Origin of the sequence: Actinopolymorpha rutila (assembly GCF_013407855.1) — a bacterium.
Classification (GTDB): Bacteria; Actinomycetota; Actinomycetes; order Propionibacteriales; family Actinopolymorphaceae; genus Actinopolymorpha; species Actinopolymorpha rutila.
Genome location: NZ_JACBZH010000001.1, coordinates 5,454,745 through 5,477,790, shown reverse-complemented (window position 1 = coordinate 5,477,790; position 23,046 = coordinate 5,454,745). Strand labels below are relative to the sequence as shown.

Sequence of the window (23,046 nt, the reverse complement as noted above, 5' to 3'; positions counted from 1 at the left end):
GACGGACGGCCCGCCGGGGATCCCGGCGGGCCGTCCTTTGTGGGAGGTGTGCTGTGCGCGAGTGGATCAGTCGTTGTCCGCCGACGGGATGGCTCCGCCAGGCACCTGGTCCGGGGTGAGGATCTTCTTGTCACCCGGGTAGACCTTGGCCCAATCGTGCGCCTCGTACCACGAGAAGCGGCTCATCTGCTCGGGCGGAGCGGAGTCGGCCTTGGCAAGCGGTCCGTTGAAGTGCTGCTTGGCCTTCCACGCCTGCCACTTCGACGCGGTGTCCTTCTGGCCCGCCGGCACCTTGCCCGAGGGCGGAGGCGTGTAGTTCTCGTTGTCCGCCCCGGGAACGTCCGGGCCGCACTCCGGCATGGTCTTCAGGCCCAGAGTCAGCGAGGTGCGGTTCGGCACCGCGTTGAACGGTGTGTTGTCGGGTGTGTCGTTGAACGCGGCCGCCATCGGCGTGGCCGCGCTGTCCTTCTGGTTCATCGGGTGGATCCCGAGGATCTGCTCGATGGTGCGGATCGCCATGATCTGCGTGTAGTAGTGGCTGTCCACGGTGCCGTGCTTGGCCCAGGGGCTGATGACCTGGATCGGGGCACGGTGCCCGTCAACGTGGTCGATGCCGTTCTGGGAGTCGTCCTCGAGCACGAAGATCGCGGACTCCTTCCAGTACTTGCTGTGGGAGATCTCGTCGACGATCCGGCCGGTCGCGAGGTCGTTGTCGGCGACCCCGGCGGATGCGTTCACCGGGCCACCGGTGTGGTCGTTGGACAGCCAGAACATGTTCAGGTTGGCCGGGCCGTTCTTCTCGAAGTCCCGCTTCCAGATCTCGGTCTTGTAGATGTCGGGTACGTTGAGATCGAACATCGGGAAGCCCTGCACCGAGACCTTGTTCAGCGACGGGATCGCCGAGCCCACCTGGATGGGGTACTTCGTGTCCTGCCCGGTCGCGGCCATGTTCTTGTAGTCGCAGTAGTAGGCCTGCCAGTTGGCGCCTGCCGGCTTCTGCTCGAACGACTGGAACTCGCCGTAGTCCTTGACCGACTTCCCGACCGCCTGCGCACCGGACCAGATGAAGCCGGTCCGCTGGTGGCCGAGCACGTCGTTCTCGGTGTCGTAGGTGCGGATGTACTCACCGCCCATGGACTCGGAGTACTCCGGGTTGTCGGCCTGCATCAGCCAGTTGTGACCCTCGGCGGAGTTCGTGCCGACGTCGTAGGTGTTGTCGTACAGCCCGAACTGCCTGGCCATCGCGTGCAGGTTCGGCGTCACGTTCAGGCCGTACTGCGCCAGCGACGCGTCGCCGTTGCCTCGCGCGTCGTCACCGAACACCTGGTCGTAGGTGCGGTTCTCCTTCACGATCAGGAACACGTGCTTGATCGTCGAGGGGTCGCCGAGCCGGTTCGGCACCGCTACCGGCCGCACGTTCGGGTTGGTGCTCTTCGCCACCGAGTTGGGTGTCCAGCCGTTCTGCGTGAAGACCTTCTGCGTCTGGGCCTTGACGACCTTGTCGCTCGGCAGCGTGAACCGCGTCAGGCTCGACGTGGTGTCGTGGGTGCCGTACCCGGCGGGGTTGTTCGGCCGGCGGGCGTCTATACCGCGGGTGTTGGAGACCACTACGTCGTTGCCGACGGTGGTGATCTCGGAGGGGAAGTAGTCCGTCGGAAGCAGGCCGACGTAGCTGACCGGCTCCAGCGGGTTGGTGTAGCGGTAGACCGCGACCGCGTTCGCCCGGCCGAGCGTCACCAGCAGGTGGCCGTCGTCGGTGAGCGTCACCGCGTCCGGCTCGTAACCCACCTCGGCCTCCGGCCAGGGCTGGGTGGCAATCGTCTGGACGACCTTGTCCACGGCGGTGTTGATGACCGAGACGTCGTTGGTCGCGGTGTTGGTGACGAACAACGCACCGTTCTTGGCGTACAGAGCGGTCGGGTGCAGGCCGACGTCGATGCTGGTCGGGTCGGCACTCGTGTCGGCCAGGTTGATGACGCTGACCGTGCCGGTGGTGGAGGAACCGGTGTCCGGGTCGGCCGGCACGTCGGTGTTGTAGGAGTTGATCGTGGTCTCACCCGGCTTGGCCGTCCGGCCGCCCTCGTTGCTCACGTAGAGCTTGTTCCCGACCATGGCCAGGTCCCGCGGGGCGATGCCCACCGCCCAGCTGTGCTGGATGGCCCCGGAGGCCGCGTCGATGGCCACGACGCGGTTCTGGCCGTTGACGGCGGCGTAGACGGTCTTTCCGTCGGCTGAGAACACCGCCCCGCTCGCCAGCGCGCGCTTGGGCCCGTCCGCCGGGATCGAGACGAACGTCGGATCGGCGAGCGAGCCGTCGGCGTTCACGGTGAACCTGCGGTAGCCGTCGGCTTGGCCCAGCCACAGCTGCTTGCCGTCGGGGGAGTACGTCGGGCCTTCCTGGCCGACGTCGTTGCCGCTGATCTGAAGGTTCGCCGCCGCGTTCTTGCCGACGAGCTGCTGAATCTTGGACGTCTTCAGGTCCACGATGCCCAGCGCCATCCCGCCGTCGGCGAGGGACGCCGCGAGGTGGGTGCCGTCAGGGCTGACCGAGGACGACATGATCTTGCCATTGTTGATGACAAGACGCGTGCCGATCGGTTTGATGAACTGGTCCGCGGAGACCACCATGCCCTTGTCGGCGGTCTGGCCGACCTGTAGGTTGCCGAACGCCTCGGTCGAGGCGTATGCCATACCCCCGCTGGCGATCGCGAGGGTGGCAGCGCCGGCCGCGATGACGCGGACCCGGTTGCCGGCGCGTCGGCCCGAAGGTCCGGAACGGACCCCCAAGCCATGCCGGCGTTGGCGCCTCACGTGCATTGAATCATCCCTCCGGATTGGTGGCGAGCAGGTCGACGTTCCCGTCGAGCTGCCATAGGGGATTGGGTGCATCCCCGGCCGGGGTGCGAACCTGGAAGAAGCCGTTGACTTCCTTCGGTCCGTCCCCGTCCGCGACGTACCGCCCGTCGGCGGCGACGTCGAGCTGGTAGATGGCGGTGCCCACCGCGGTGGCGCCGGGCAGGTGCCAGGTGACGACGCACCGCCAGTCGTTGCCGGGTCCCTCGTCGGCGACGCGGTCACCGGCCTTGTCGCAGGATGCGGTGGCCCGCAGCTGCGCTTCGGTGACGTCGGGCCGGTGAAGTTCCGCGGTCTGCAGTCGGTACAGATGGGCGTACGCCGTGGCCAGTGAGTCCTGCAGCTTGGTGCGTACGATGCCCGTCCCGGCCGCGGGTGTCGTGGCCGCGAGGACGGCGACGGTCAGTGCGACCAGCCCGGCCAGCGGCACTACGCCGGCCATGAGGACCCTTCGCCCCGATCCGTCGTAGGCAAGGTCGGTGAAGTCGCGGCGCAGGAACAGCCGGTACGCCAGAGCGGTGGCGGCGACCGCCCACGCCAGGCTGACCACGAGCCCGATGAGCAGTGGGCCGGTCTGTGCGGGGCTGGTGAACAGTCCGCGCCAGGCGAGGAACGCCTGGCTGGGAAGGGCCAGCCGAACGCTCACGGGCAGCGGCAGCAGCTGGGCGAGCTGGAGCACGAACGCGAGCAGCGCGGGCATCAGCAGGCCCATCGGTGACCGGCCCAGCGCGACCGAGCCGAGCAACCCGACCGCCGCGAACGCCAGCATCGGCGCCAGTACGCAGACCCACGCCAGGAGCACGGTGCCGGCCGCGGACGCCGGGTTCAGGCTGTGACCGTCGAGGCCCACGAGGGGATGGTTGCCGACCGCCAGCAGTCCACCCGCGATGCCCGATGCGGCCAGCCCGGCTGCTGACAGCAGCAGGACGGTGAGGCTGGCAAGCGCTTTCGTGGCGAAGATCCGGGCGGGGGAGCGGACGGCGACGAGGAGGTGCCGCCAGGTGCCCAGCCGGTCCTCCGCGGCGAAGACGTCGCCGGCGACCAGCGCGGTCAGCAACGGAAGCGCCCACGTACAGGAGAAGGCGAGCACCACCAGTGAACCCGCCCAGCCGGTCGCGTGCATCCAGCGGCCGAAGACCGTGTCGGCCGGCAGAGCGCTCTGCTGGCTCACCACGGCGACGAAGACGGCGGGGGCGATCCAGCAGGCGAGCAGCAGTACGCGGATTCGCCACTGGGACAGGAGTTTGACCAGCTCGAAGCGGTAGCCGCGCACCATCGGAGCCGGTCGGGCCTCGGGCCGCGATGGTGCGGCGGTCGTGGTGGTCGCGCTCATCGCAGGGTCTCCTGGGTCGGCACCGGCTCCGATGTCGCGTCATCTCCGGTCAGGGCGAGGAAGGCGGCCTCCAGCGGCGGCACCACCGGTCCCAGCTCACGTACCGCGATGCCGGCACCCACCAGCCGGACCACCAGGTCGTCGAGGGCGGGCACCGGCCCGCGGACCACGAGTGCGTCGGCGGCGTCCCGTCGTTCGGGGGCGTCGTTGGCGGGTGGGACGCCGAGCCCTGGTGTGTGCAGGGCCACCCGCCTTGCGGCACGGGGATCCGAGGTGACCAGGCGGTAGTCGAGTTCGCCGCTCTCGGCGGCCAGCTTGTTCACCGGACCGGAGAAGACCACCCGGCCGGTGGCGAGGATGGTGACCTCCGAACACAGCACGGCGAGGTCGTCCATCCGGTGGCTGGAGACGACGACCGCGGTGCCGTTCGCGGCGAGACCGCTGATGACGCGGTGCACCTGGCGTTTGCCCGCGGGATCCAGCCCGTTGGCGGGTTCGTCGAGCACCAGCAGCCGCGGTGTGGTGAGCAGCGCCGCGGCCAGGCCGAGCCGCTGGCGCATGCCGAGCGAGAAGCCGCCGACCCGGTCGTCGGCCACGTCGGTGAGTCCTACCTGTTCCAGTGCGGCGTCGACGCCCGCGGTGTTCTTGGTGTCGTACCCGCGAAGTGAGGCCAACGCGGAGAGGTTCTGTCGCGCGGTGAGGGAGGGATAGAGCCCCGGTCCGTCGACGAAGCCCGCGACGCCCTCCGGCACGGCGAGGGTTCGGCCGACCGGCGTGCCCAGGATCTCCAGCCGTCCTGCGTCGGCCACCGCCAGGCCCAACAGCAGACCGAGCAGCGTCGTCTTTCCGGCGCCGTTCGGCCCGACCAGACCGTGCACCTGACCGACCGGAACGTCGAGGTCGACGCCGTCGAGGGCGACTACTTCCCCGAAGGACTTCGCGACCCCGCGAGCCCTGACTGCGGGGGTGCTGTCCATGTCGGTTTCTCCCCTCAACAGTTAGCTAGGAGAAGGATGTTAACGATCTTGGTCGTCTGCAATGGAGCGATAAGTCCAATTTGGCCAAACAGCGGATGACTGACCGGTCACACCGCGTTGCTGAGCAGGACGTCCTGAACGGCAGAACGGCCCGCCGGAGAGTCCGGCGGGCCGTCCTGGTGTGAAGTTGTGTCGTACGGAAACTCAGTCGTTGTCCGCCGACGGGATGGCGCCTCCGGGCACCTGGTCCGGGGTGAGGATCTTCTTGTCACCCGGGTAGGGCTTGGCCCAGTCGTGCGCCTCGTACCACGAGAAGCGGTTCATCAGCTCCGGCGGAGCGGAGTCGGCCCTGGCCTGGCTTCCGGTGAAGCGCTGCTTGGCCTTCCAGGCCTCCCACTTCGACGCGACGTCCTTGCTGGCCGCCGGCACCTTCGCCGTCGGCGGGGCCGCGAAGCTCCGGTTCGCCGCCGCGGGAGTGTCCGCGCCACACGCGGGCATGGTCTTCAGGCCCAGGGTCAGCGAGGTGCGGTTCGGCACGGCGTTGAACGGCGTGTTGTCGGGTGTGTCGTTGAACGCCGCCGCCATCGGGGTGGCCGCGCTGTCCTTCTGGTTCATCGGGTGGATCCCGAGGATCTGCTCGATGGTGCGGATCATCGTGATCTGCGTGTAGTAGTGGCTGTCGACAGTGCCGTGCTTGGCCCAGGGGCTGATGACCTGGATCGGGGCGCGGTGGCCGTCAACGTGGTCGATGCCGGCCTGGGAGTCGTCCTCGACCACGAAGATCGCGGAGTCCTTCCAGTACTTGCTGTGGGAGATCTCGTCGACGATCCGGCCGGTCGCGAGGTCGTTGTCCGCGACCTGGGCAGCGCCGTTGGGCGGGCCGCCGGTGTGGTCGTTGGACAGCCAGAACATGTTCAGGTTGGCGGGGCCGTTCTTCTCGAAGTCCCGCTTCCAGATCTCGGTCTTGTAGATGTCCGGGACGCTGGTGTCGAACATCGGGAAGCCCTGCACCGACACCTTGTTCAGCGACGGGATCGCCGAACCCACCTTGATGGGGTACTTCGTGTCCTGCCCGGTCGCGGCCATGTTCTTGTAGTCGCAGTAGTAGTCCTGCCAGGTGGCCCCGGCCGGCTTCTGCTCGAACGACTGGAACTCGCCGTAGTCCTTGACCGACCTGCCGACCGCCTGCGCGCCGGACCAGATGAAGCCGGTCCGCTGGTGGCCGAGCACGTCGTTCTCGGTGTCGTAGCTGCGGGTGTACTCACCGGCGGAGGACTCGGTGTACTCGGGGTTGTCGGCCTGCATCAGCCAGTTGTGGCCCTCGGCGGAGTTCGTGCCGACGTCGTAGGTGTTGTCGTACAGCCCGAACTGCCTGGCCATCGCGTGCTGGTTCGGCGTCACGTTGAGGCCGTACTGCGCAAGTGTTGCGTCGCCGTTGCCGCGCGGATCGTCGCCGAACACCTGGTCGTAGGTGCGATTCTCCTTGACGATCAGGAACACGTGCTTGATCGTCGAGGGTTCGCCGAGCCGCTGCGGCACCGCCACCGGGCGCACGTTGGTGCTCTTGGCCGTCAGCACCGAGTTCGGAGTCCAGCCGTTCTGCGTGAAGACCTTCTGCGTCTGGGCCTTGATGACCTTGTCGCTCGGCAGCGTGAACTTCTGCAGGCTCGACGTCGTGTCGTGGGTGCCGTGCCCGGCCGGGTTGTTCGGCCGCCTGGCGTCGATGCCGCGGGTGTTGGAGACCACTACGTCGTTGCCGACGGTGGTGATCTCGGAGGGGAAGTAGTCCGTCGGAAGCAGGCCGACGTAGCTGACCGGCTCCAGCGGGTTGGTGTAGCGGTAGACCGCGACCGCGTTCGCCCGGCCGAGCGTCACCAGCAGGTGCCCGTCGTCGGTGAGCGTCACGGCGTCCGGCTCGTAACCCACCTTGGCCTCCGGCCAGGGCTGCGTGGCGATCGTCTGGACGACCTGATCCTTGGCGGTGTCGATGACCGAGACGTCGTTGGTCGCGGTGTTCGTGACGAACAGTGCGCCCTTCTTGGCGTACAACGCCGTCGGGTGCAGACCGACGTCGATGCTTTTCACGTCGGCGCTCGGGTTCGCGAGGTCGATGACGCTGACCGTGCCCGTGGTGCTGGACCCGGTCTCCGGGTCGGCCGGCACGTCGGTGTTGTAGGAGTTGATCGTGGTCTCGCCCGGCTTCGCGTGCCGGCCGCCCTCGTTGCTGACATAGAGCTTGCCGCCGACCATGGCGAGGTCGCGCGGGGCGATACCCACTGTCCAGCTGTGGGTGATCTCGCCGGTCGCGGCGTCGATGGCCACCACGCGGTTCTGGCCGTTGACGGCGGAGTAGACGGTCTTGCCATCGGCGGAGAACGCCGCCTCGCCGACCAGCGCCTGCTTGGGCCCGTCCGCCGGGATCGTGACGAACGTCGGGTCCGACAGCGTGCCGTCGGCGTTCACGGTGAATTTCCGGTAGCCGTTCGCCTGCCCCAGCCACAGCTGCTTGCCGTCCGGGGAGTACGTCGGACCTTCCTGGCCGATGTCGTTCCCACTGATCTGAAGGTTCGCCGCCGCGTTCTTGCCGACGAGCTGCTGGACCTTGTAATCCTTCAGGTCCACGATGGCCAGCGCCATCCCGCCGTCGGTGATCGAGGCCGCCAGGTGCGTACGGTCCGGGCTGACCGAGGACGACATGATCTTGCCGTTGTTGATGACAAGCCGGGTGCCGATCGGCTTGATGTACTGGTCGGCGGAGACCACCAGACCCTTGTCGGTGTTCTGTCCCACCTGCTGGGTGCCGAACGCCTCGGTCGAGGCGTAGGCCATGCCCCCGCCGGCGACGGCGAGAGTGGCGGCGCCGGCCGCGATGACGCGGATCCGGTTGCCGGCGCGTCGGCCCGAGGATCCGGAGCGGATCCCCTTGCCCTGCCGGCGTTGGCGCCTTACGTGCATTGACTTATCCCTCCGAAGTGGTGGACAGCAGGTCGACGTTCCCGTCGAACTGCCACAGGGGATTGGGTGCATCCCCGGTCGGGGTGCGTACCTGGAAGAAGCCGTTGACTTCCTTCGGTCCGTCCCCGTCCGCGACGTACCGCCCGTCGGCGGCGACGTCGAGCTGGTAGATGGCGGTGCCCGCGGCCTGTGCGCCGGGCAGGTGCCAGGTGATGACGCATCGCCAGTCGTTGCCCGGGCCCTCGTCGGCCACGCGGTCGCCGCCCTTGTCGCAGGCGGCGGTTGCCCGCAGCTGCGCTTCGGTGACGTCGGGCCGGTGCAGCTGCGCGGTCTGGAGCCGGTAGAGGTGGGCGTACGCGGTGGCGAGGGAGTCCTGCAGCTTGGTGCGTTCGATGCCCGTTCCGCCGGCTGGTGTCGTCGCGGCGATCAGCGCGACGGTGAGTGCGACCAGCCCTGCCAACGGGAGTACGCCACCACCGAGGACCCTCCGTCCGGACCCGTCGTAGGCAAGGTCGGTGAAGTCGCGGCGCAGGAACAGCCGGTACGCCAGAGCGGTGGCGGCTGCTGCCCAGGCGACGCTGACGGCCAGGCCGATGAGGAGTGGGCCGGTCTGTGCGGGGCTGGTGAACAGTCCGCGCCAGGCCAGGAACGCCTGGCTGGGCAGGGACAGCCGGACGGCTTCGGGCAGTGGGAGCAGCTGGGCGAGTTGCAGGCCGAACGCCAGGAGGGCGGGCATCAGCAGTCCCATGGGGGAGCGGCCCAGCGCGACCGAGCCGAGCAGCCCGACGGCCGCGAACGCCAGCATCGGGACGAGTACGCACACCCATGCCAGCAGTACGGTCGCGGCCGCGTCGCCTGGGTTCAGGGTGTGGCCGTCCAAGCCGACCAAGGGATGGTTGCCGACGGCAAGCAGCCCGCCCGCGATGCCGGACGCGGCGAGCCCGGCGGCCAGCAACAGCAGAACCGTCAAGCTGGCAAGGGCTTTGGCGACGAAGATCCGGGCGGGGGAGCGGACGGCGACCAGTAGGTGCCGCCAGGTGCCCAGCCGGTCCTCCGCGGCGAACACGTCACCGGCGACCAGCGCGGTGAGCAACGGGAGCGCCCAGGTGCAGGAGAATGCCAGGAGGACGAGTGACCCGGCCCAGCCGGTGGTGTGCATCCAGCGACCGAAGACGGTGTCGGCCGGGAGTGCGCTCTGCCGGCTGACGGCGGCGACGAAGATCGCCGGTGCGATCCAGCAGGCCAACAGGAGTACGCGAACTCTCCACTGGGACAGCAGCTTCGTCAGCTCGAACCGGTAGCCGCGCACCAAACGAGCAGGCCGGGCCTCGGTGGTTCGGGGCGACGCGATCGTCGCGGTCATCGGATCGCCTCCTCGGTGCCGGTCAGCGCCAGGAAGGCGGCTTCGAGTGGTGGCAGGACAGGGCCGAGCTCCCGTACGGCGATGCCGGCGCGGACTAGCCGGACCACGAGGTCGTCGAGGGCGGCTACTGGTCCGCGGACGACGAGCGCGTCGGCGGCATTCGGTCGTTCGCCGTCGCCGTGACCGGACGGGACGCTGAGTCCCGGTGTGTGCAGGGCGACTCGGCGCGCGGCGCGGAGGTCGGAGGTGACCAGGCGGTAGTCGAGCTCGCCGGTTTCGGCGGCGAGTTTGGCCACCGGTCCGGAGAAGACGACCCGGCCGGCGCTGACAAGGGTGACCTCCGAACACAGCACGGCGAGGTCGTCCATCCGGTGGCTGGAGACGACGACGGCGGTGCCGTCGGCGGCCAGGTCGGCGAGGACGCGGTGCACCTGGTGCTTGCCGGCCGGGTCGAGCCCGTTCGCCGGCTCGTCCAGTACCAGCAACCGCGGGTGGGTGAGTAGCGCGGCGGCGAGGCCGAGCCGTTGCCGCATGCCCAGGGAGAAGCCGCCCACCCGGTCGTCGGCCACGTCGGTGAGCCCGACCTGTTCCAGCGCGTCGCCGACACCGGCCCCGCGCCCGGTGTCGTACCCGCGAAGTGAGGCCAGCGCGGAGAGGTTCTGCCGTGCGGTGAGGGAGGGATAGAGCCCCGGTCCGTCGACGAAGCCCGCGACACCGTCCGGCACGGCCAGCGTGTCCCCGACCGGCGTACCCAGAATCTCCAGGCGGCCGGCATCAGCGGCCGCCAGCCCCAGCAACAAGCCGAGCAGAGTGGTCTTTCCGGCACCGTTCGGCCCGACCAGGCCGTGCACCTGACCGAGCGGCACGTCCAGGTCCACACCGTCGAGCGCGACCACGTCGCCGAACGACTTCGTGACCCCCCGAGCTCTGACCGCGGAAGAGCTGTTCATGTCGGTCCCCTCATTGGTTAGCAAGGGGAACGTAATGATCTTGGATTGCCTCGTCGGGGCGCGCAGTGGAACGTTCGGCAAACGCAGCCCGTCTGTCGATCGTCACGCTCCGGCATTCCTGGTCCGGTGGGCCGAGTACGGCCAATCGTGTCGACGCGGGCCGCCGGAGGCTGCAGGCTGAGCCGAGCACTCGCGTCTCGTCACATGTCCCGTCACATGTCTCGCACTCTTCAGCGAAGGGCCGGCGTCGAATGCTCTGCCACGTCAGCAAAGGGATTCGCCGGGTCGGTGTGGTCGTTCTCGCCGGTCTGCTGCTGGTCGGTGTGTTGTGCCCGTCCGGTTCGGCCGCTCAGCCGGCCGCGCCATCCTCGCCGCGGGAAAACACCGACCGGGCGACCTGGGCCGAGCGCGCGTTCACCTCATACGCCGCTCTGCAGCGCCATCTCTACCTCGGCGCGGAGCAGCACCATCTGTACCTGGAGAAGTATCCGCGCGACCCGGCCGACAACGCGTACTCCTATCTGTGGCCGATGCGCGAGGCGACGGCGGCGACCATCGACCTGTCGCTCGTCCCCGGCGCGGGCAGGCGGTTCCGGGCCGACGTCCGCGACCGCTTCGCGGGCCTGAGCGCGTACCTGAACCCCGCCCACGACCCGCCCGGGTACGCGTCCTACGTGGTGCCTCCGCTGGGCAGTGGCGGTGACCTTTTCTACGACGACAACGCGATCGTCGGCCTGGAGTTCGTACGGCGGTATCTGGTCGAGCACCGAGTAGCGGATCGACACCGAGCCGAGCAGGTCTTCGACGTCCTCACCAGGGGTTGGGACACCGACACCTCACACGCGTGTCCTGGCGGGATGTTCTGGGTGGACGCGACCTGGACGTCCATCCGGGCCGCGAACGTCACCGGGCTCACCGCCGAGCTGGCCGCCCATCTGTACGAGTTGACCGGCGAGAAGTCCTACCTGGACTGGGCGAAACGCCTCTACGATTGGAACCGCACCTGCCTGCGGTCCGCCGAAGGCCTGTACCAGAACGACATCAGCCTCGACGGCACGGTGAACCCGACGCTGTGGATCTACAACTCCGGGGCGATGATAGGTGCCGGCGTACTGCTTCACCGCGCCACCGGTGACCCCGGCTATCTCGCGAAGGCACGGGCCGACGCGGCCGCCGCGCTGGACTACTGGACCGACGGCAACCGCTACTACGACCAGCCCGCGGTGTTCAACGCGATCTTCTTCAAGAACCTCATGCTGCTCGACTCCGCCCGGCACGACCCGCGATACCGGGCGGTCGTCGAGGCGTACGCCGAACACACCTGGCAGCACAACCGCGACCCCGCCCTCGGGCTGTTCCGCTTCCCGCCCTCCGGAGGAGGCCCCTACGACCCGTCGTACCGGCCGGAGACGCTCGAACAGTCCGCGGTGATCCAGACGTTCGCGTTGCTCGCCTGGGATCGGGGCCACTACCGGTTCGCCGCCTGAGCCACCCGGCCTTGTCCACACCCCGGAACTCGCCTACGCCGAGACGGCTCATGAGTGGGTGAGCCATTCGGCGTAGAACATGCCGACGCCGGTTGCGACGAGGATGCCGCCGATGATCCAGAAGCGGATCACGATGGTGATCTCGGGCCAGCCCTTGAGCGCGAAGTGGTGCTGGATGGGCGAGTTCAGAAAGATCCGGCGCGGGGTGCCGGTGAGTCGCCTGGTCAGCTTGAAGTAGCCGCGCTGCAGGATCACCGAGGCGTTCGCCGCGACGTACAGCCCGCCGATGACGACGAGGAGCAGTTCGGTCCGGGTCGTGATGGCCAACCCGGCGATGGCACCGCCGAGCCCGAGGGCACCCGTGTCGCCGATGAAGATCCGGGCCGGGTTGGCGTTCCACCACAGGAATCCGGCACAGGCGGCGGCCAGTGAGACCGCGAGAATGGCGAGGTCGTACGGGTCGCGTACGTGATAGCAGCCGGGCAGGACGGCCGTGGCGCAGGACTGCTTGAACTGCCAGACGCAGATGATCGTGTAGCCGGCGAAGACGAGCGTGCAGGTGCCCGCGGAGAGCCCGTCCATCCCGTCGATGAGGTTCACGCCGTTCGAGGTGGCCGACACCATGAACAGCGCCCAGACCACGAACACCACCGCTCCGAGTTGCAGGCCGGGCAGGTCGCGCATGAACGAGACGAACGTCGACGCCGGGGTGAGCCCGTCGGCATCGGGCAGCCGGACGGCGAGGACGGCGAACACGACGGCGACGAGGGTCTGGCCGATCAGCTTCGTGCGCCCGCGCAGGCCGAGGTTCCGTTCCCTGGTGATCTTGAGGAAGTCGTCGAGAAAGCCGACCACACCGAGACCGACCAGCAGGAACAGGACGAGTACGCCGGACGCCGACGGCCCGGCGCCGGCGAGGAGGTGCGCGACCAGATAGCCGATGGCAGCGGCGGCGATGACGGCGGAGCCGCCCATCGTCGGGGTGCCCTGCTTGACCTGGTGCATCGGCATGTCGTCGTGGATCGGCTGGCCGAGGCCTTTTCGCAGGAAGAATCTGGCCACCGCCGGAGTCAACGCCAGGGACAGGACGAGCGAGAGCGCGCCGCCGAGCATGATCGCCTTCATGACACCGCCGTGGGGGAGGGGACAGTAACGGGAACGGTAACGGGGCGGTCCCGTCCGCCACGGCCGCGGTCGGCCGTGGATCACCGGCTGCCCTTGACGACGCGGTACCCCTGCCCGGAGGATGCCTGGGACCGAGATGATCTCTTTGCGTCCGCGCCCGGTCATCCAGAGTCACGTGATGCCGGGTCACGTAGTGCGAGTCAGGTAGTGCAGAGTCATGCAATCCGGAGTCACGTCGTACGCGACGACGTGACAGGTGAGGAGGCACGGTGGCCGCCCGACTGAGAGCAGCCCTGACCATTCTGGCGGCGGCGGTGCTCGTGCCCATGTCCGGAGCGGTCCTGTCGGCCTCGGCCGCACTGAAGGACGCCTCGGCGTCAGGAGCCGTCGCCGCTCCGGCCGGCCCTGCCCCGGCCGGCCCTGCCCCGGCCGGCCCTATGGCCGACGTGCCGAAGGTGTGGCCGACTCCTCAGCAGGAGACGTCCCGGGACGACGGCTTCCCGGTCACTCCGGTCGTGGGTCTGGTCCGAGGACCTACGACGGATGCCGCGGCGGAGAAGGTGGTCAGGGACACGCTCACCCGGGCGGGTGTCACTGACATCCGTGCCACCGACGGTCAGGATCCGCACACACCGGTGACGGTGTGGCTCGGCGGCGGCGCGGAAGTCCTTGCCAGGCTGGGGGTCGACGGTCCGTCGGGACTGCCCGCAGAGGGTTACGTGCTCGCCACCGGTCGTACTCCCGACGACCGCAAGCACGTCGTGCTCGGCGGGGTCGACGCGGACGGCACCTACTACGCCGCCCAGACGCTCCGGCAGTTGGTGCTGCCGCACGCGGGCCGGGACCAGCTGCCCGGGGTCGCGATCCGGGACTGGCCGAGCATGCGTTACCGCGGCTCGATCGAGGGCTTCTACGGAACGCCCTACACCCAGGCGGACCGGCTCGACCACGTGGACTACCTCGGCGCGCACAAGATGAACACCTACGAGTACGCCCCGAAGGACGACCCGTACCACCGTGAACGCTGGCGCGACCCCTATCCGGCGGACAAGCTCGCCGAGCTCGGCACGCTGGTCGACCGGGCGCGCCAGAACCACGTCGACTTCACGTTCGCACTGTCGCCGGGGCTGTCGATCTGCTACTCCTCCAAGGCCGACCTCGACGCGCTGCTGGCGAAGTTCGACGCGATCTACGCTCTCGGCGGGCGGTCGTTCAACGTGCCGCTGGACGACATCGACTACAACACCTGGCACTGCGACCAGGATCCGGCGATGTTCGGGACCGGTGCGGCTGGTGCGGGCAAGGCACAGGCGTACCTCCTCAACCGCGTGCAAGCGTGGGTTGACAGCAAGGGTGACGTGGCTCCGCTGCAGATGGTGCCGACGGAGTACTACAACACCACCGAGTCGCCGTACAAGAAGGCCATTCGGGAGAACCTCGACCCACACGTCGTCGTGCACTGGACCGGTGTGGGGGTGGTCCCGGCCACGATCACCAACGCCCAGGCCGCCGCGGCGAAGAAGGTGTTCGGCCACCAGGTCCTGGTCTGGGACAACTATCCGGTCAACGACTACATCGCCGGCCGGCTGCCGCTCGGCCCCTACACCGGGCGGGAGCGCGGGTTGTCCGACCACGTGGTCGGCGTCATCTCCAACCCGTCGAACCAGGCCGCGGCGAGCAAGCCGGCGTTGTTCTCCTTCGCCGACTTCTCCTGGCACGACGCGACGTTCGACGATCGGGCGGCGTGGGAGGCGGGGCTGAACGAACTCGCCGGCGGGGACGCCGCCACGGCCGCCGCGCTGCGGGTGTTCGCCGACGTGTCGACCTACGACGGAACGCTGCACAAGACGCAGGCTCCCGAACTGCGCCAGCGGATCGACACCTTCTGGTCTTCGTGGGAGGCCGGTGACCGCGGTGCGGCGATCGCGGCGCTGCGGACGTACGTCCAGTCCCTCGGCAAGGCGCCGGGCGTGATCCGCGCCGGAGTGACGGACCCGCGGTTCGTGCCCGAGGCGGCCGCCTGGCTGGACGCGACCGAGCTGTGGGCGAAGGCCGGACTCACGGCGCTGGACATGCTCGACGCCCAGGAGACCGGCGACGGAGCGCGGGCGTGGCGGGACCGGCAGCAGATCGCCCCCCTGATCGCGCGGGCGAAGGCGATCCGGGACTCCAGGGCTCCGCACAACAGCACGTATCCGCGGATCGCCGACGGTGTGCTGGACAAGTTCGTCGCCGACGCCGAGGAGGCCAACGACCACTGGCTCGGGCTGACGAAGACCCGGCCCGTGCCGGTGACGACGCTCGGGACGTACGCCGACAACGCGCCGGAACGCATGGTCGACGGCGATCCCGGCACGTTCTACTGGACCGACGGCGCGCCCTCGCCCGGCGACGTCGTGGGTCTCGACCTGGGTGCGGTGCACGAGATCGGTGACATCGCCGTCCTGATGTCGAAGTCGGGCAGCCCGAACGACTACATCCACGCCGGCACGCTCGAGTACTCCGCCGACGGACAGTCGTGGACGACTCTCACCACGGGCACCACGGCGGAGGTCCGGGCAAGCGCTCCGGCGGGGACGAGCGCGAGGTACGTCCGCTACCGGGTCACCGGCGGCAACGACGGCTACTGGCTGGTGGTGCGGGAGTTCTCGGTCGAGGTACGCGACTCCCACGACGTCACGTACTCGGTGTCAGGAGGGCCGGCCGCTGCCGACGGCTCGTCACTTCGGGCCGCGGCCGACGGCGACGTCCACGCGTGGTACCGCGCGGCGTCGAGCCCGGCAGCTGGTGACGCGCTCGTCGTGACGGCGTCGACGAGCCGGCCACTGGCCAGCGTCGTCGTCCTGTCGGCGTCCGACGTCCGGGCGACGGTTCAGGTGCGTGACGGCTCAGGTCGCTGGCGCACGCTGGGCACGCTGGCTCCCGACTTCACCGAGCTCTCCGCGGGTGGGCAGGAGACCGACGCCGTCCGGTTGGTGTGGGCGCAGGGCTCCCCGCCGCCCGAGGTGGCCGAGATCGTCTTCCGGTACGCCCGCGGTGGCAGCACAGGCGTCCGCTGACGCAGATGTCCGAGATCGACGAGGTCATGGTGCGCTCGTTGTTGCGTGAGCAGCATCCGGATCTTGCCGAGCTGGGTCTCCGTCAGGTGGCCGGCGGGTGGGACAACCAGCTGTGGCGTCTGGGGGACGATCTGGCGGTTCGCATGCCGCTCACTCCACGCGCGCCGTCCCTTCTTCGGAAGGAACAACGGTGGTTGCCCACCCTGGCGCCGCGACTCCCGCTGCCCGTGCCGGTTCCGGTTCGGTACGGCGAGCCGTCCGTGCGTTTCCCGAAGCCGTGGATCGTCACCGCCTGGGTTCCGGGCCGGCCCGCGGACCGCGCTCCGATCAGCCGCGGCATGCCCGCGGCGGAGATGTTGGCGGCCTTCCTCCGGGCCCTCCACGTGGGCGCGCCGGCCGAGGCGCCGGCGAACCCGAAGCGCGGCGTACCCCTCAGCGCCGTCGCGCAGGAGTTCGACCAGAAGCTCGAGGCGGTCGCCTCCAGTGACGTGCGCGCCGCGGTTCGTACCGTCTGGAACGACGGCCTTGCAGCCCCTGGCTGGAACGGCCCGCCGACGTGGGTCCACGGTGACCTCCACCCGGCGAACGTCGTCACCTCCGACGGCACGCTGTCCGGCGTACTCGACTTCGGCGAACTCTGTGCCGGCGACCCGGCGACCGACCTCGCCGCGGCGTGGCTTCTGCTGCCGGTAGCTGCCGTCTCACGCTTCTTCGAGTCGTACGCGATCGCCGACGACGCGACGATCCGGCGGGCACGTGCGTGGGCCGTCCTGCGTGGCGTCTCCCTGATCGGGATCGGCCAGGCATGGGAACGCGGCCTACCAGGCGGCCAGCCGACGTGGGGAGCCGCGGGCCGGGCCGCACTCGATCGGGCCCTGGCATCCGCCTAGCCGGCGATCCACAGCGCGTCCGTGACCGCGAACGACTTTCCGGCGAAGGCCGGTACCGGCATGGCGGCGGGCCTCGTTGACACCCAAATCGGGGCGCGGCTAGCGTCCTGAGTTGGTCTTGCGTGATGTCCGCCCACTGCCGTGCCGATGTGCGCAGAGCTCCCTCCTGTTGGTCGACGCAGCCGGTTCGGGCTGCCGAAGGGGAAAGTGATGCTGGATTCATTCCAGGAGCAGGGGTACGCGGTCTTCCCGGACTTCCTCGGCAAGGAAGAGATCGACACGCTGAAGGCGGCCGTCGACGCACACGCGTCTGCCAGGCCGCAGCGGAACGCGTACGAGAACGAGCAGATCGGGGAGCTCACCTGGCACTCGCGGGCCCTGGAGCAGGTGGACAAGGTGATGGGCGGCGAGCGGTACGTCTTCCACCACATCCACGCCGCCCGGCACGACGCCGGCACCCGCGGAGTGGCCTGGCACCAGGACTACGAGCAGTACCCGCAGACCAACCGTGCGCACCTGATGGTGCACGTGTTCTTCTACCTCAACGGGCTCAACGGCACGATCGGCGACCTTCTCCTGGTGCCGGGCTCGCAGCGGTTCGCAGTGGAGAGCAACGCACTGACGTTCCTCGGTGACTCCGATTTGCCGGGGTCGATCACGGTCGACGACGTCTCGCCCGGCTCGATGCTGATCGTGCACTCGGGGATGTGGCACGCACGCCGGGCCAAGCCGGGTGGCGAGGGCAGCCCGCGCTTCTTCATCGACATGTCGTTCTGCCAGTCCGGGGTGAAGTGGCCGTCGTACGGCCGGGGGGACGGCATGCTCGCCGACCTGCGGGCACGGTACGAGGCCGACGGCGGCACGCGGCCCTGGCTCTTCGACGAGGAGCAGTTCTTCGACGGCCCCCGCGCCCGCAAGGAGAGCAAGGACCTGCAGGGCAGTGTCATCCTCGACCTTCCGCAGTGGCAGAACTCATGAGGCTGCTCGTCACCGGTGCCACCGGCAAGGTCGGCCGGGCTCTCGTCGACCGCCTCCAGGGGACCTGCGAGATCCGCGCGCTCTGCCACAACCGGAGTCTCGACGTCGACGGTGTCGAGTCGGTGTTCGGCTCGATCGCCGACCGGGATGCCGTACGCCGGGCCATGGCGGGCGTGACCCACGTCGTCCATCTGGCGACGTGCAAGGAGACGCCCGACGAGATCATGGACGTGGCCGTCAAGGGACTGTTCTGGCTGCTGGAGGAGGCGCGGGAGAGTCCGACGTTCGAGCGGTTCGTCCTCATCGGCGGTGACGCGGCCGTCGGCCACTTCGTCTACAAGCACCCGGTGCCGGTGACCGAGTCACAGCGGCACACCGCGTACGAGGGGTGCTACGCGCTGTCGAAGGTGCTCGAGGAGGTCATGCTCGAGCAGTACCAGATCGCGTACGGCCTGAACTCCACCTGTCTGCGAGCGCCCTGGATCATGGACCGGGACGACTTCAGGTATTCCCTGTCGTTCGGCACCGACCAGTTCGGCGGGCCGCCGTGGCGCGAGCTCGTGGACGGTGACGTTCCCGACGGTGCGGTTCCACTGGCGCTGGACGCCGACGGGCGTCCGCTGAAGCGCAACTTCGTCCACGTCAGCGACCTGGTCGAGGCGATCGCGATCGCGCTGGACCACCCGGCCGCCCTCGGCCAGACCTTCAACATCTGCATGGACGAGCCGGTCGACTACCAGCACGTGGTGGACCATCTCGCGAGCACGCGTGGGCTGCCGGCTGTGAAGGTGCCGACGCCGCACCACTCGACCTGGCTGGACAACGCCAAGGCGAAGCTGCTGCTGGACTGGAAACCGAAGTACGACACCGAACTCCTGATCGACGAGGCCTGGGCCTACCAGCGAAGTCCCGAAGACCCTCGGATCGTCTGGTACCCGGGATAACCGGCAGGGGTGCCGGCGGCGACGAAGTGACCGGTGAGCCGATGAAGATCGTCAGGGTGGAGACGTTTCTCGTACCCCCGCGGTGGTTGTTCGTCCGCGTCGAGACCGACGAGGGAGTGGCCGGCTGGGGCGAACCGGTGCTGGAGGGACGAGCGGGCACCGTGCGGACGGCGGTGCACGAGTTGGCCGAGCTGCTGGCCGGCGCCGATCCGCTGCGGATAGAGGACAACTGGCAGTTGCTCACCAAGGGTGCCTTCTACCGTGGTGGTCCGATCCTGGCCAGCGCGGTGGCGGGGATCGACCAGGCCCTGTGGGACATCGCCGGCAAGGTCCGCGGGGCCGCCGTGCACGAGCTGCTCGGTGGGCCGGTCCGGGAGCGGGTTCGCATGTACGCCTGGGTCGCCGGCGACGACGCGGCGTCGATCGCCGACAGCGCGGCCCGGGCCGTCGCCCACGGCCTCACCGCCGTGAAGCTGCTCGGTTGCCCCGGGACGCTCGGCCCGATCGACACGCCGGCCCAGACCGACCTGCTCCTGCGCCGGGTCGCCGCGGTCCGCGAGGTCCTCGGACCAGAACGCGATGTGGCGATCGACTTCCACGGCAGGTTCTCACCGGCGATGGCCCGCCGCGTGCTCCCGCTGCTGGAGCCGTTCGAGCCGTTGTTCGTGGAGGAACCGGTGCTGCCGGAGTTCGGCCACCTGCTGCCGGAGATCGTCGCCGGCACCAGTATCCCGATCGCGACCGGTGAGCGCCTCTTCTCCCGCGGTGACTTCCTCCCCGCTCTGCAGGCAGGCATCGCCGTCGCCCAGCCGGACCTTTCCCATGCCGGAGGGATCTCCGAGGTACGCCGGATCGCCGTGGTGGCCGAGACGTTCGGCGCGTCGCTGGCACCTCATTGCCCACTCGGCCCGCTCGCGTTGGCCTCGTCGCTGCAGGTCGACCTCGCCAGTCCCAACTTCCTCGTCCAGGAACAGGCGCTCGGTCTGGAGGCCGACGGAGGCAGCGAGGTGCTGGCCGGGCTGGTCGACGAGCAGCCCTTCACGATGGTGGACGGCCATCTGCTCCGGCCGCGTGGTCCCGGGCTCGGCATCGAGGTGGACGAGCAGGCGGTACGCCGGGCCGCGCAGATCGGGCACAGCTACCGGATCACTCCCTGGCGCCATCCCGACGGGTCGCTCGCCGAGCTCTGAGTGTCCGTTCGCGGGCCACGTCAAGGGTGACTTGACGTCCGGGCGCCACCGTCAGTTGTTGACCAGCACCTGGTACGCGTGGCCGTGCATGCCGACGTACAGGAACCTGCCGGACGCGGTGATGGTGGTGGCGAAGTCGCCGAAGCTGACCGGATGCCGCAGGGGCAGGCTGTTGCGGACCCGGCCGGTCGCCGGATCCAGGTGGTGCAGGTGGCCGTGCGAACCCACGAACAGCCGTTGCCCACGCAGGGACACGCTGACCGGACCGGGCTCCTCGTCCTCGTCGTGGTCGAGGTCGACCCACCAGCGGGCCCCGGACCAGTCGTCCAGGTCGACCGCGTACACCCGTCCGTCCACCGCCGCGATCACCGTCGAGGCACCGGAGGACAGCGACATCGGATGGTCCCCGGCGTTGTCGGTCAGGGCGAGCAGGTGCAGCACCGCACCGGTTGTGGGATCGATGTCATAGAGGTGGCCGGCGGAGCCCGCGAGCAGCCGACCGTCGTGCCACAGCACCGAGACGGGCCGGGACGGTCGCCCGCCGACCTTGGTGAGGTCGACACCCCATCGGGCCTTCCGGTCCGCGGAGGTCATGCCGTACACGTGGCCGGGCGTCCCGGCGAACACCATCTCACCGTCGCCGGCCAGAGTCGTCTCGTGGCCGCCGAAGCCAAGGGTGTGCTCGAGGCGATGTCTGTGCAGCAGGGTCGGAGATGTGGGATCGATTTCATAGACCCGGCCGGAGTATCCCGCGAGCAGCCGGTGTCCGTCCCACAGCACGTTGACCGGCCCGCGGTCGACCGGGTTCGGCCCGTGCAGCGACAACTCCCACCGCGGGGTCAGGTCGGACAGCGTCAGACCGTGCAGGCGCCCGTGGACGCCGACGAACAGCGTGCTCCCGTCGGTGGCCAGCCGGGTGGCGTGACTGCCGAACAGTCCCAGGTCCGCGACGCGGCGACCGGCCTGGACGCTTCCCTTGGTGGGTTCGATCTCGTACGCGTGGCCGTTCGCGCCCGCGAAGAGGCGTCCTGCGGACTCCACGACGTCCACCGGACGGTCGTCGGCTCTGTGGAGTTCCTGACCCCACACCTCCGCGAGGTCCTGGTCCTGGGAGACCACGCCCAGCCGAGGGGAGAACAACCGGACCAGGATGTTCTGCAGCGCCGGCAGGAACGCCGAGAAGATGTTCTCCTCGAAGAACTCCCGCCGGCCCGTGTTCCACGCGGCCACCGGCTCCAGGTCGCCCGCCTCGGTGCGAACCATCGTGGGGAAGTGGCGACGGATGTCCTTCGCGCCGACCGACATCTCGCCGGTACGGATGATCTCCTCCACCGACGCCTGCGCCAACTGCGCGGCGCCGCTGGTCTGACGGATGCCTTCGGCTCCGTCCGGGCCGGTCAGCAACGTGGCGTCGCCCCACACCTCGTACGGCTCCGGGTGCGCCGACGAGGCGACCCACAGGGAGTGGCTGTTGTAGTAGTCGTGCGCCATGGCACACGACAGCTGTGCCGCGTCGTTGGCCAGGAACCGGAGGTACTTCTGGTACACCGCATGCCTGTTGTCGGACTGGTCGAGGACCAAACCGCTGGCACGCATCCGTTCTTCGGGGGTCGGCAGCTCCTGCGCGGTCTGGGGGTCGTTGGACGGCCCGGTGTAGCTGTCGTCGTACAGGTGGAAGCCGGCAAGGCCGGGTTGACGGTCCGCCGTCATGGTCGAGATGACGTCCAGGTCCGCCACCGGCACGAGGTCCTGGCCCGCGGCCCACTCCACGAACCACTGCATTATCAACGTCTTGTTGACAAGGTGGCCCGCGGCGAAGGAGTCCTGCAGGAAGTGGTCGGCGTAGCCGGCGAAGGTCCAGGCTCGTCGCGCCAGCGCCGCGTCACCGGTGGCGTGTGCCTGCCTGGCCAGGTCGCGGGCGATGAGGTGCGAGGTCTCCCAGCGATACCACGAGGCCGGCGCGAAGTGGCAGGCGTTTCGGGCCAGCAGCCCACGGAAGTGGTCCTCCCGGAGCACGCCCAGGTCGCGGGTCAGCTCGTCCAGCTCGTCCCACTTCACCAGCCTGGTGACCATCTCGAAGTCGTACGGCGGAGAAGCCGACCGGGCGAAGAACGCCTGCGGATCCGAGCCGCTCCGCAACCGGGTGAGGTTGTTGTAGCCCTCCTGTCGGATCGTCTGGAGGATGGGCAGCAGGTGGCCCTCGTCCAGCGCCTCCAGGGCGGGGGCATTGGCCAGATAGTCGGGGAGTGCGTTCACCTCGCCGTACGTCGCGAGCACCTGGTCAGGGCCGAGCCGCAGCGTCCGGATCCACGGGCACACGCGGCGGATCTGCTCCTCGGTGACCACGGTCGGGTCGTTCCGCCACAGTTCGCACAGGCGGATCTGCCGGTCGAGGATCTCCTGCCTGCGTCCGCCGGTGGCAGCGGCGCCGGCGCGGGGCGGCGAGATCGCCACCAGGTCGTCGGTGGCCAGGTCGCCGAGGACCCGGTGCTCGTAGGAGACGTGCCGCTGGACGACACCGGTCAGGCCCGGGCGTACGACCGTCGGATCGGCAGACGGACCGGCCGCTCGCCGCCCGGCCACGAGCAGGTCGGCGCACCGGTCGGCGTCCTGCTCCGACGTCGCGGCCGGCGCCACCCCGGACTGCGCGGCACGCGCCTGCTGAACGACATGAGCGGCCTCGTGCGCCAGCAGCCGGAAGCCGGCGGTGGTGTCGGGCCGGTAGGCGCCCGCACGGAAGAAGACGTGGCTGCCGCAGGTGAACGCGTCCGCCCGCAGCAGCCTGGTGCAGCGGTCCGCTGCTGGGTCGGTGTGGATCCGCACCGCGGACAGGTCGGCTCGCAGTCCCTGTCCAAGGCGTTCCAGCAGGGCGGCCGGCAATCGGCGGCCGCCCTGCTGGTCGAGCAGTGGCAACGGTCGGGTGAGACGTCCCATCGAAGGTC

Annotated in this window: 14 protein-coding genes; 6 read left to right on the top strand and 8 right to left on the bottom strand. The window is 69.2% G+C overall.

The features are described from left to right. Positions 1–66: 66 nt before the first annotated feature. From F4554_RS24460 to F4554_RS24435, 6 genes are all read right to left on the bottom strand, one after another. Positions 67–2,691 carry an alkaline phosphatase family protein gene (locus F4554_RS24460; RefSeq protein ID WP_238341394.1) on the bottom strand — a complete coding sequence of 875 codons (2,625 nt, stop codon included), beginning with the start codon at positions 2,689–2,691 and terminating at the stop codon, positions 67–69. A gap of 130 nt (positions 2,692–2,821) precedes the next feature. Continuing rightward, the gene (locus F4554_RS24455; RefSeq protein ID WP_179789740.1) at positions 2,822–4,186 is read right to left on the bottom strand and encodes an ABC transporter permease; all 1,365 of its coding nucleotides are present in this window, start codon (positions 4,184–4,186) and stop codon (positions 2,822–2,824) included. Continuing rightward, positions 4,183–5,163: an ABC transporter ATP-binding protein gene (locus tag F4554_RS24450; protein WP_179789739.1), complete on the bottom strand. Its 981-nt coding sequence runs from the start codon at positions 5,161–5,163 to the stop codon at positions 4,183–4,185. The genes F4554_RS24455 and F4554_RS24450 overlap by 4 nt, the downstream gene beginning before the upstream one ends. 204 nt (positions 5,164–5,367) lie before the next feature. Next, complete coding sequence (locus F4554_RS24445) at positions 5,368–8,118, bottom strand: alkaline phosphatase family protein (protein WP_179789738.1); 2,751 nt, start codon at positions 8,116–8,118, stop codon at positions 5,368–5,370. Positions 8,119–8,122: 4 nt separating this feature from the next. Next, entirely contained in the window at positions 8,123–9,481 is a 1,359-nt protein-coding gene (locus F4554_RS24440; RefSeq protein WP_179789737.1) for an ABC transporter permease, read from the bottom strand. Then, positions 9,478–10,431, bottom strand: a complete 954-nt coding sequence (locus F4554_RS24435) for an ABC transporter ATP-binding protein (RefSeq protein ID WP_179789736.1) — start codon at positions 10,429–10,431, stop codon at positions 9,478–9,480. Before F4554_RS24435 ends, F4554_RS24440 begins: the two co-directional genes overlap by 4 nt. 251 nt (positions 10,432–10,682) lie before the next feature. Between F4554_RS24435 and F4554_RS24430 the strand changes: the two genes are divergently transcribed. Beyond that, on the top strand, positions 10,683–11,918 hold the full coding sequence (locus F4554_RS24430) for a glycoside hydrolase family 76 protein (protein ID WP_179789735.1): 1,236 nt from the start codon (positions 10,683–10,685) through the stop codon (positions 11,916–11,918). A 48-nt stretch (positions 11,919–11,966) separates the two neighbouring features. Here F4554_RS24430 and mraY read toward each other — a convergent pair whose 3' ends face one another. After that, entirely contained in the window at positions 11,967–13,043 is a 1,077-nt protein-coding gene (gene mraY, locus F4554_RS24425) for a phospho-N-acetylmuramoyl-pentapeptide-transferase (protein ID WP_179789734.1), read from the bottom strand. A 269-nt stretch (positions 13,044–13,312) separates the two neighbouring features. Between mraY and F4554_RS24420 the strand changes: the two genes are divergently transcribed. The 5 genes from F4554_RS24420 to dgoD all read left to right on the top strand — a co-directional run bounded on the left by F4554_RS24420 (position 13,313) and on the right by dgoD (position 20,104). After that, on the top strand, positions 13,313–16,102 hold the full coding sequence (locus F4554_RS24420; RefSeq protein WP_337796185.1) for a glycoside hydrolase family 84 protein: 2,790 nt from the start codon (positions 13,313–13,315) through the stop codon (positions 16,100–16,102). Positions 16,103–16,107: 5 nt separating this feature from the next. After that, a complete protein-coding gene (locus tag F4554_RS24415) occupies positions 16,108–16,992 on the top strand; it encodes an aminoglycoside phosphotransferase family protein (protein ID WP_179789733.1) in 885 nt (294 codons plus the stop codon). Positions 16,993–17,202: 210 nt separating this feature from the next. Beyond that, complete coding sequence (locus tag F4554_RS24410) at positions 17,203–17,970, top strand: phytanoyl-CoA dioxygenase family protein (protein ID WP_179789732.1); 768 nt, start codon at positions 17,203–17,205, stop codon at positions 17,968–17,970. Next, positions 17,967–18,914, top strand: a complete 948-nt coding sequence (locus tag F4554_RS24405; protein WP_179789731.1) for an NAD-dependent epimerase/dehydratase family protein — start codon at positions 17,967–17,969, stop codon at positions 18,912–18,914. The genes F4554_RS24410 and F4554_RS24405 overlap by 4 nt, the downstream gene beginning before the upstream one ends. A gap of 41 nt (positions 18,915–18,955) precedes the next feature. Continuing rightward, positions 18,956–20,104 (top strand): galactonate dehydratase, encoded by a 1,149-nt coding sequence (gene dgoD, locus F4554_RS24400; protein ID WP_179789730.1) that lies wholly within the window; start codon positions 18,956–18,958, stop codon positions 20,102–20,104. 51 nt (positions 20,105–20,155) lie between these two features. On the opposite strand, the gene F4554_RS24395 is transcribed toward dgoD, so the two are convergent. Beyond that, complete coding sequence (locus F4554_RS24395) at positions 20,156–23,038, bottom strand: eCIS core domain-containing protein (protein WP_202889445.1); 2,883 nt, start codon at positions 23,036–23,038, stop codon at positions 20,156–20,158. Positions 23,039–23,046: the final 8 nt, after the last annotated feature.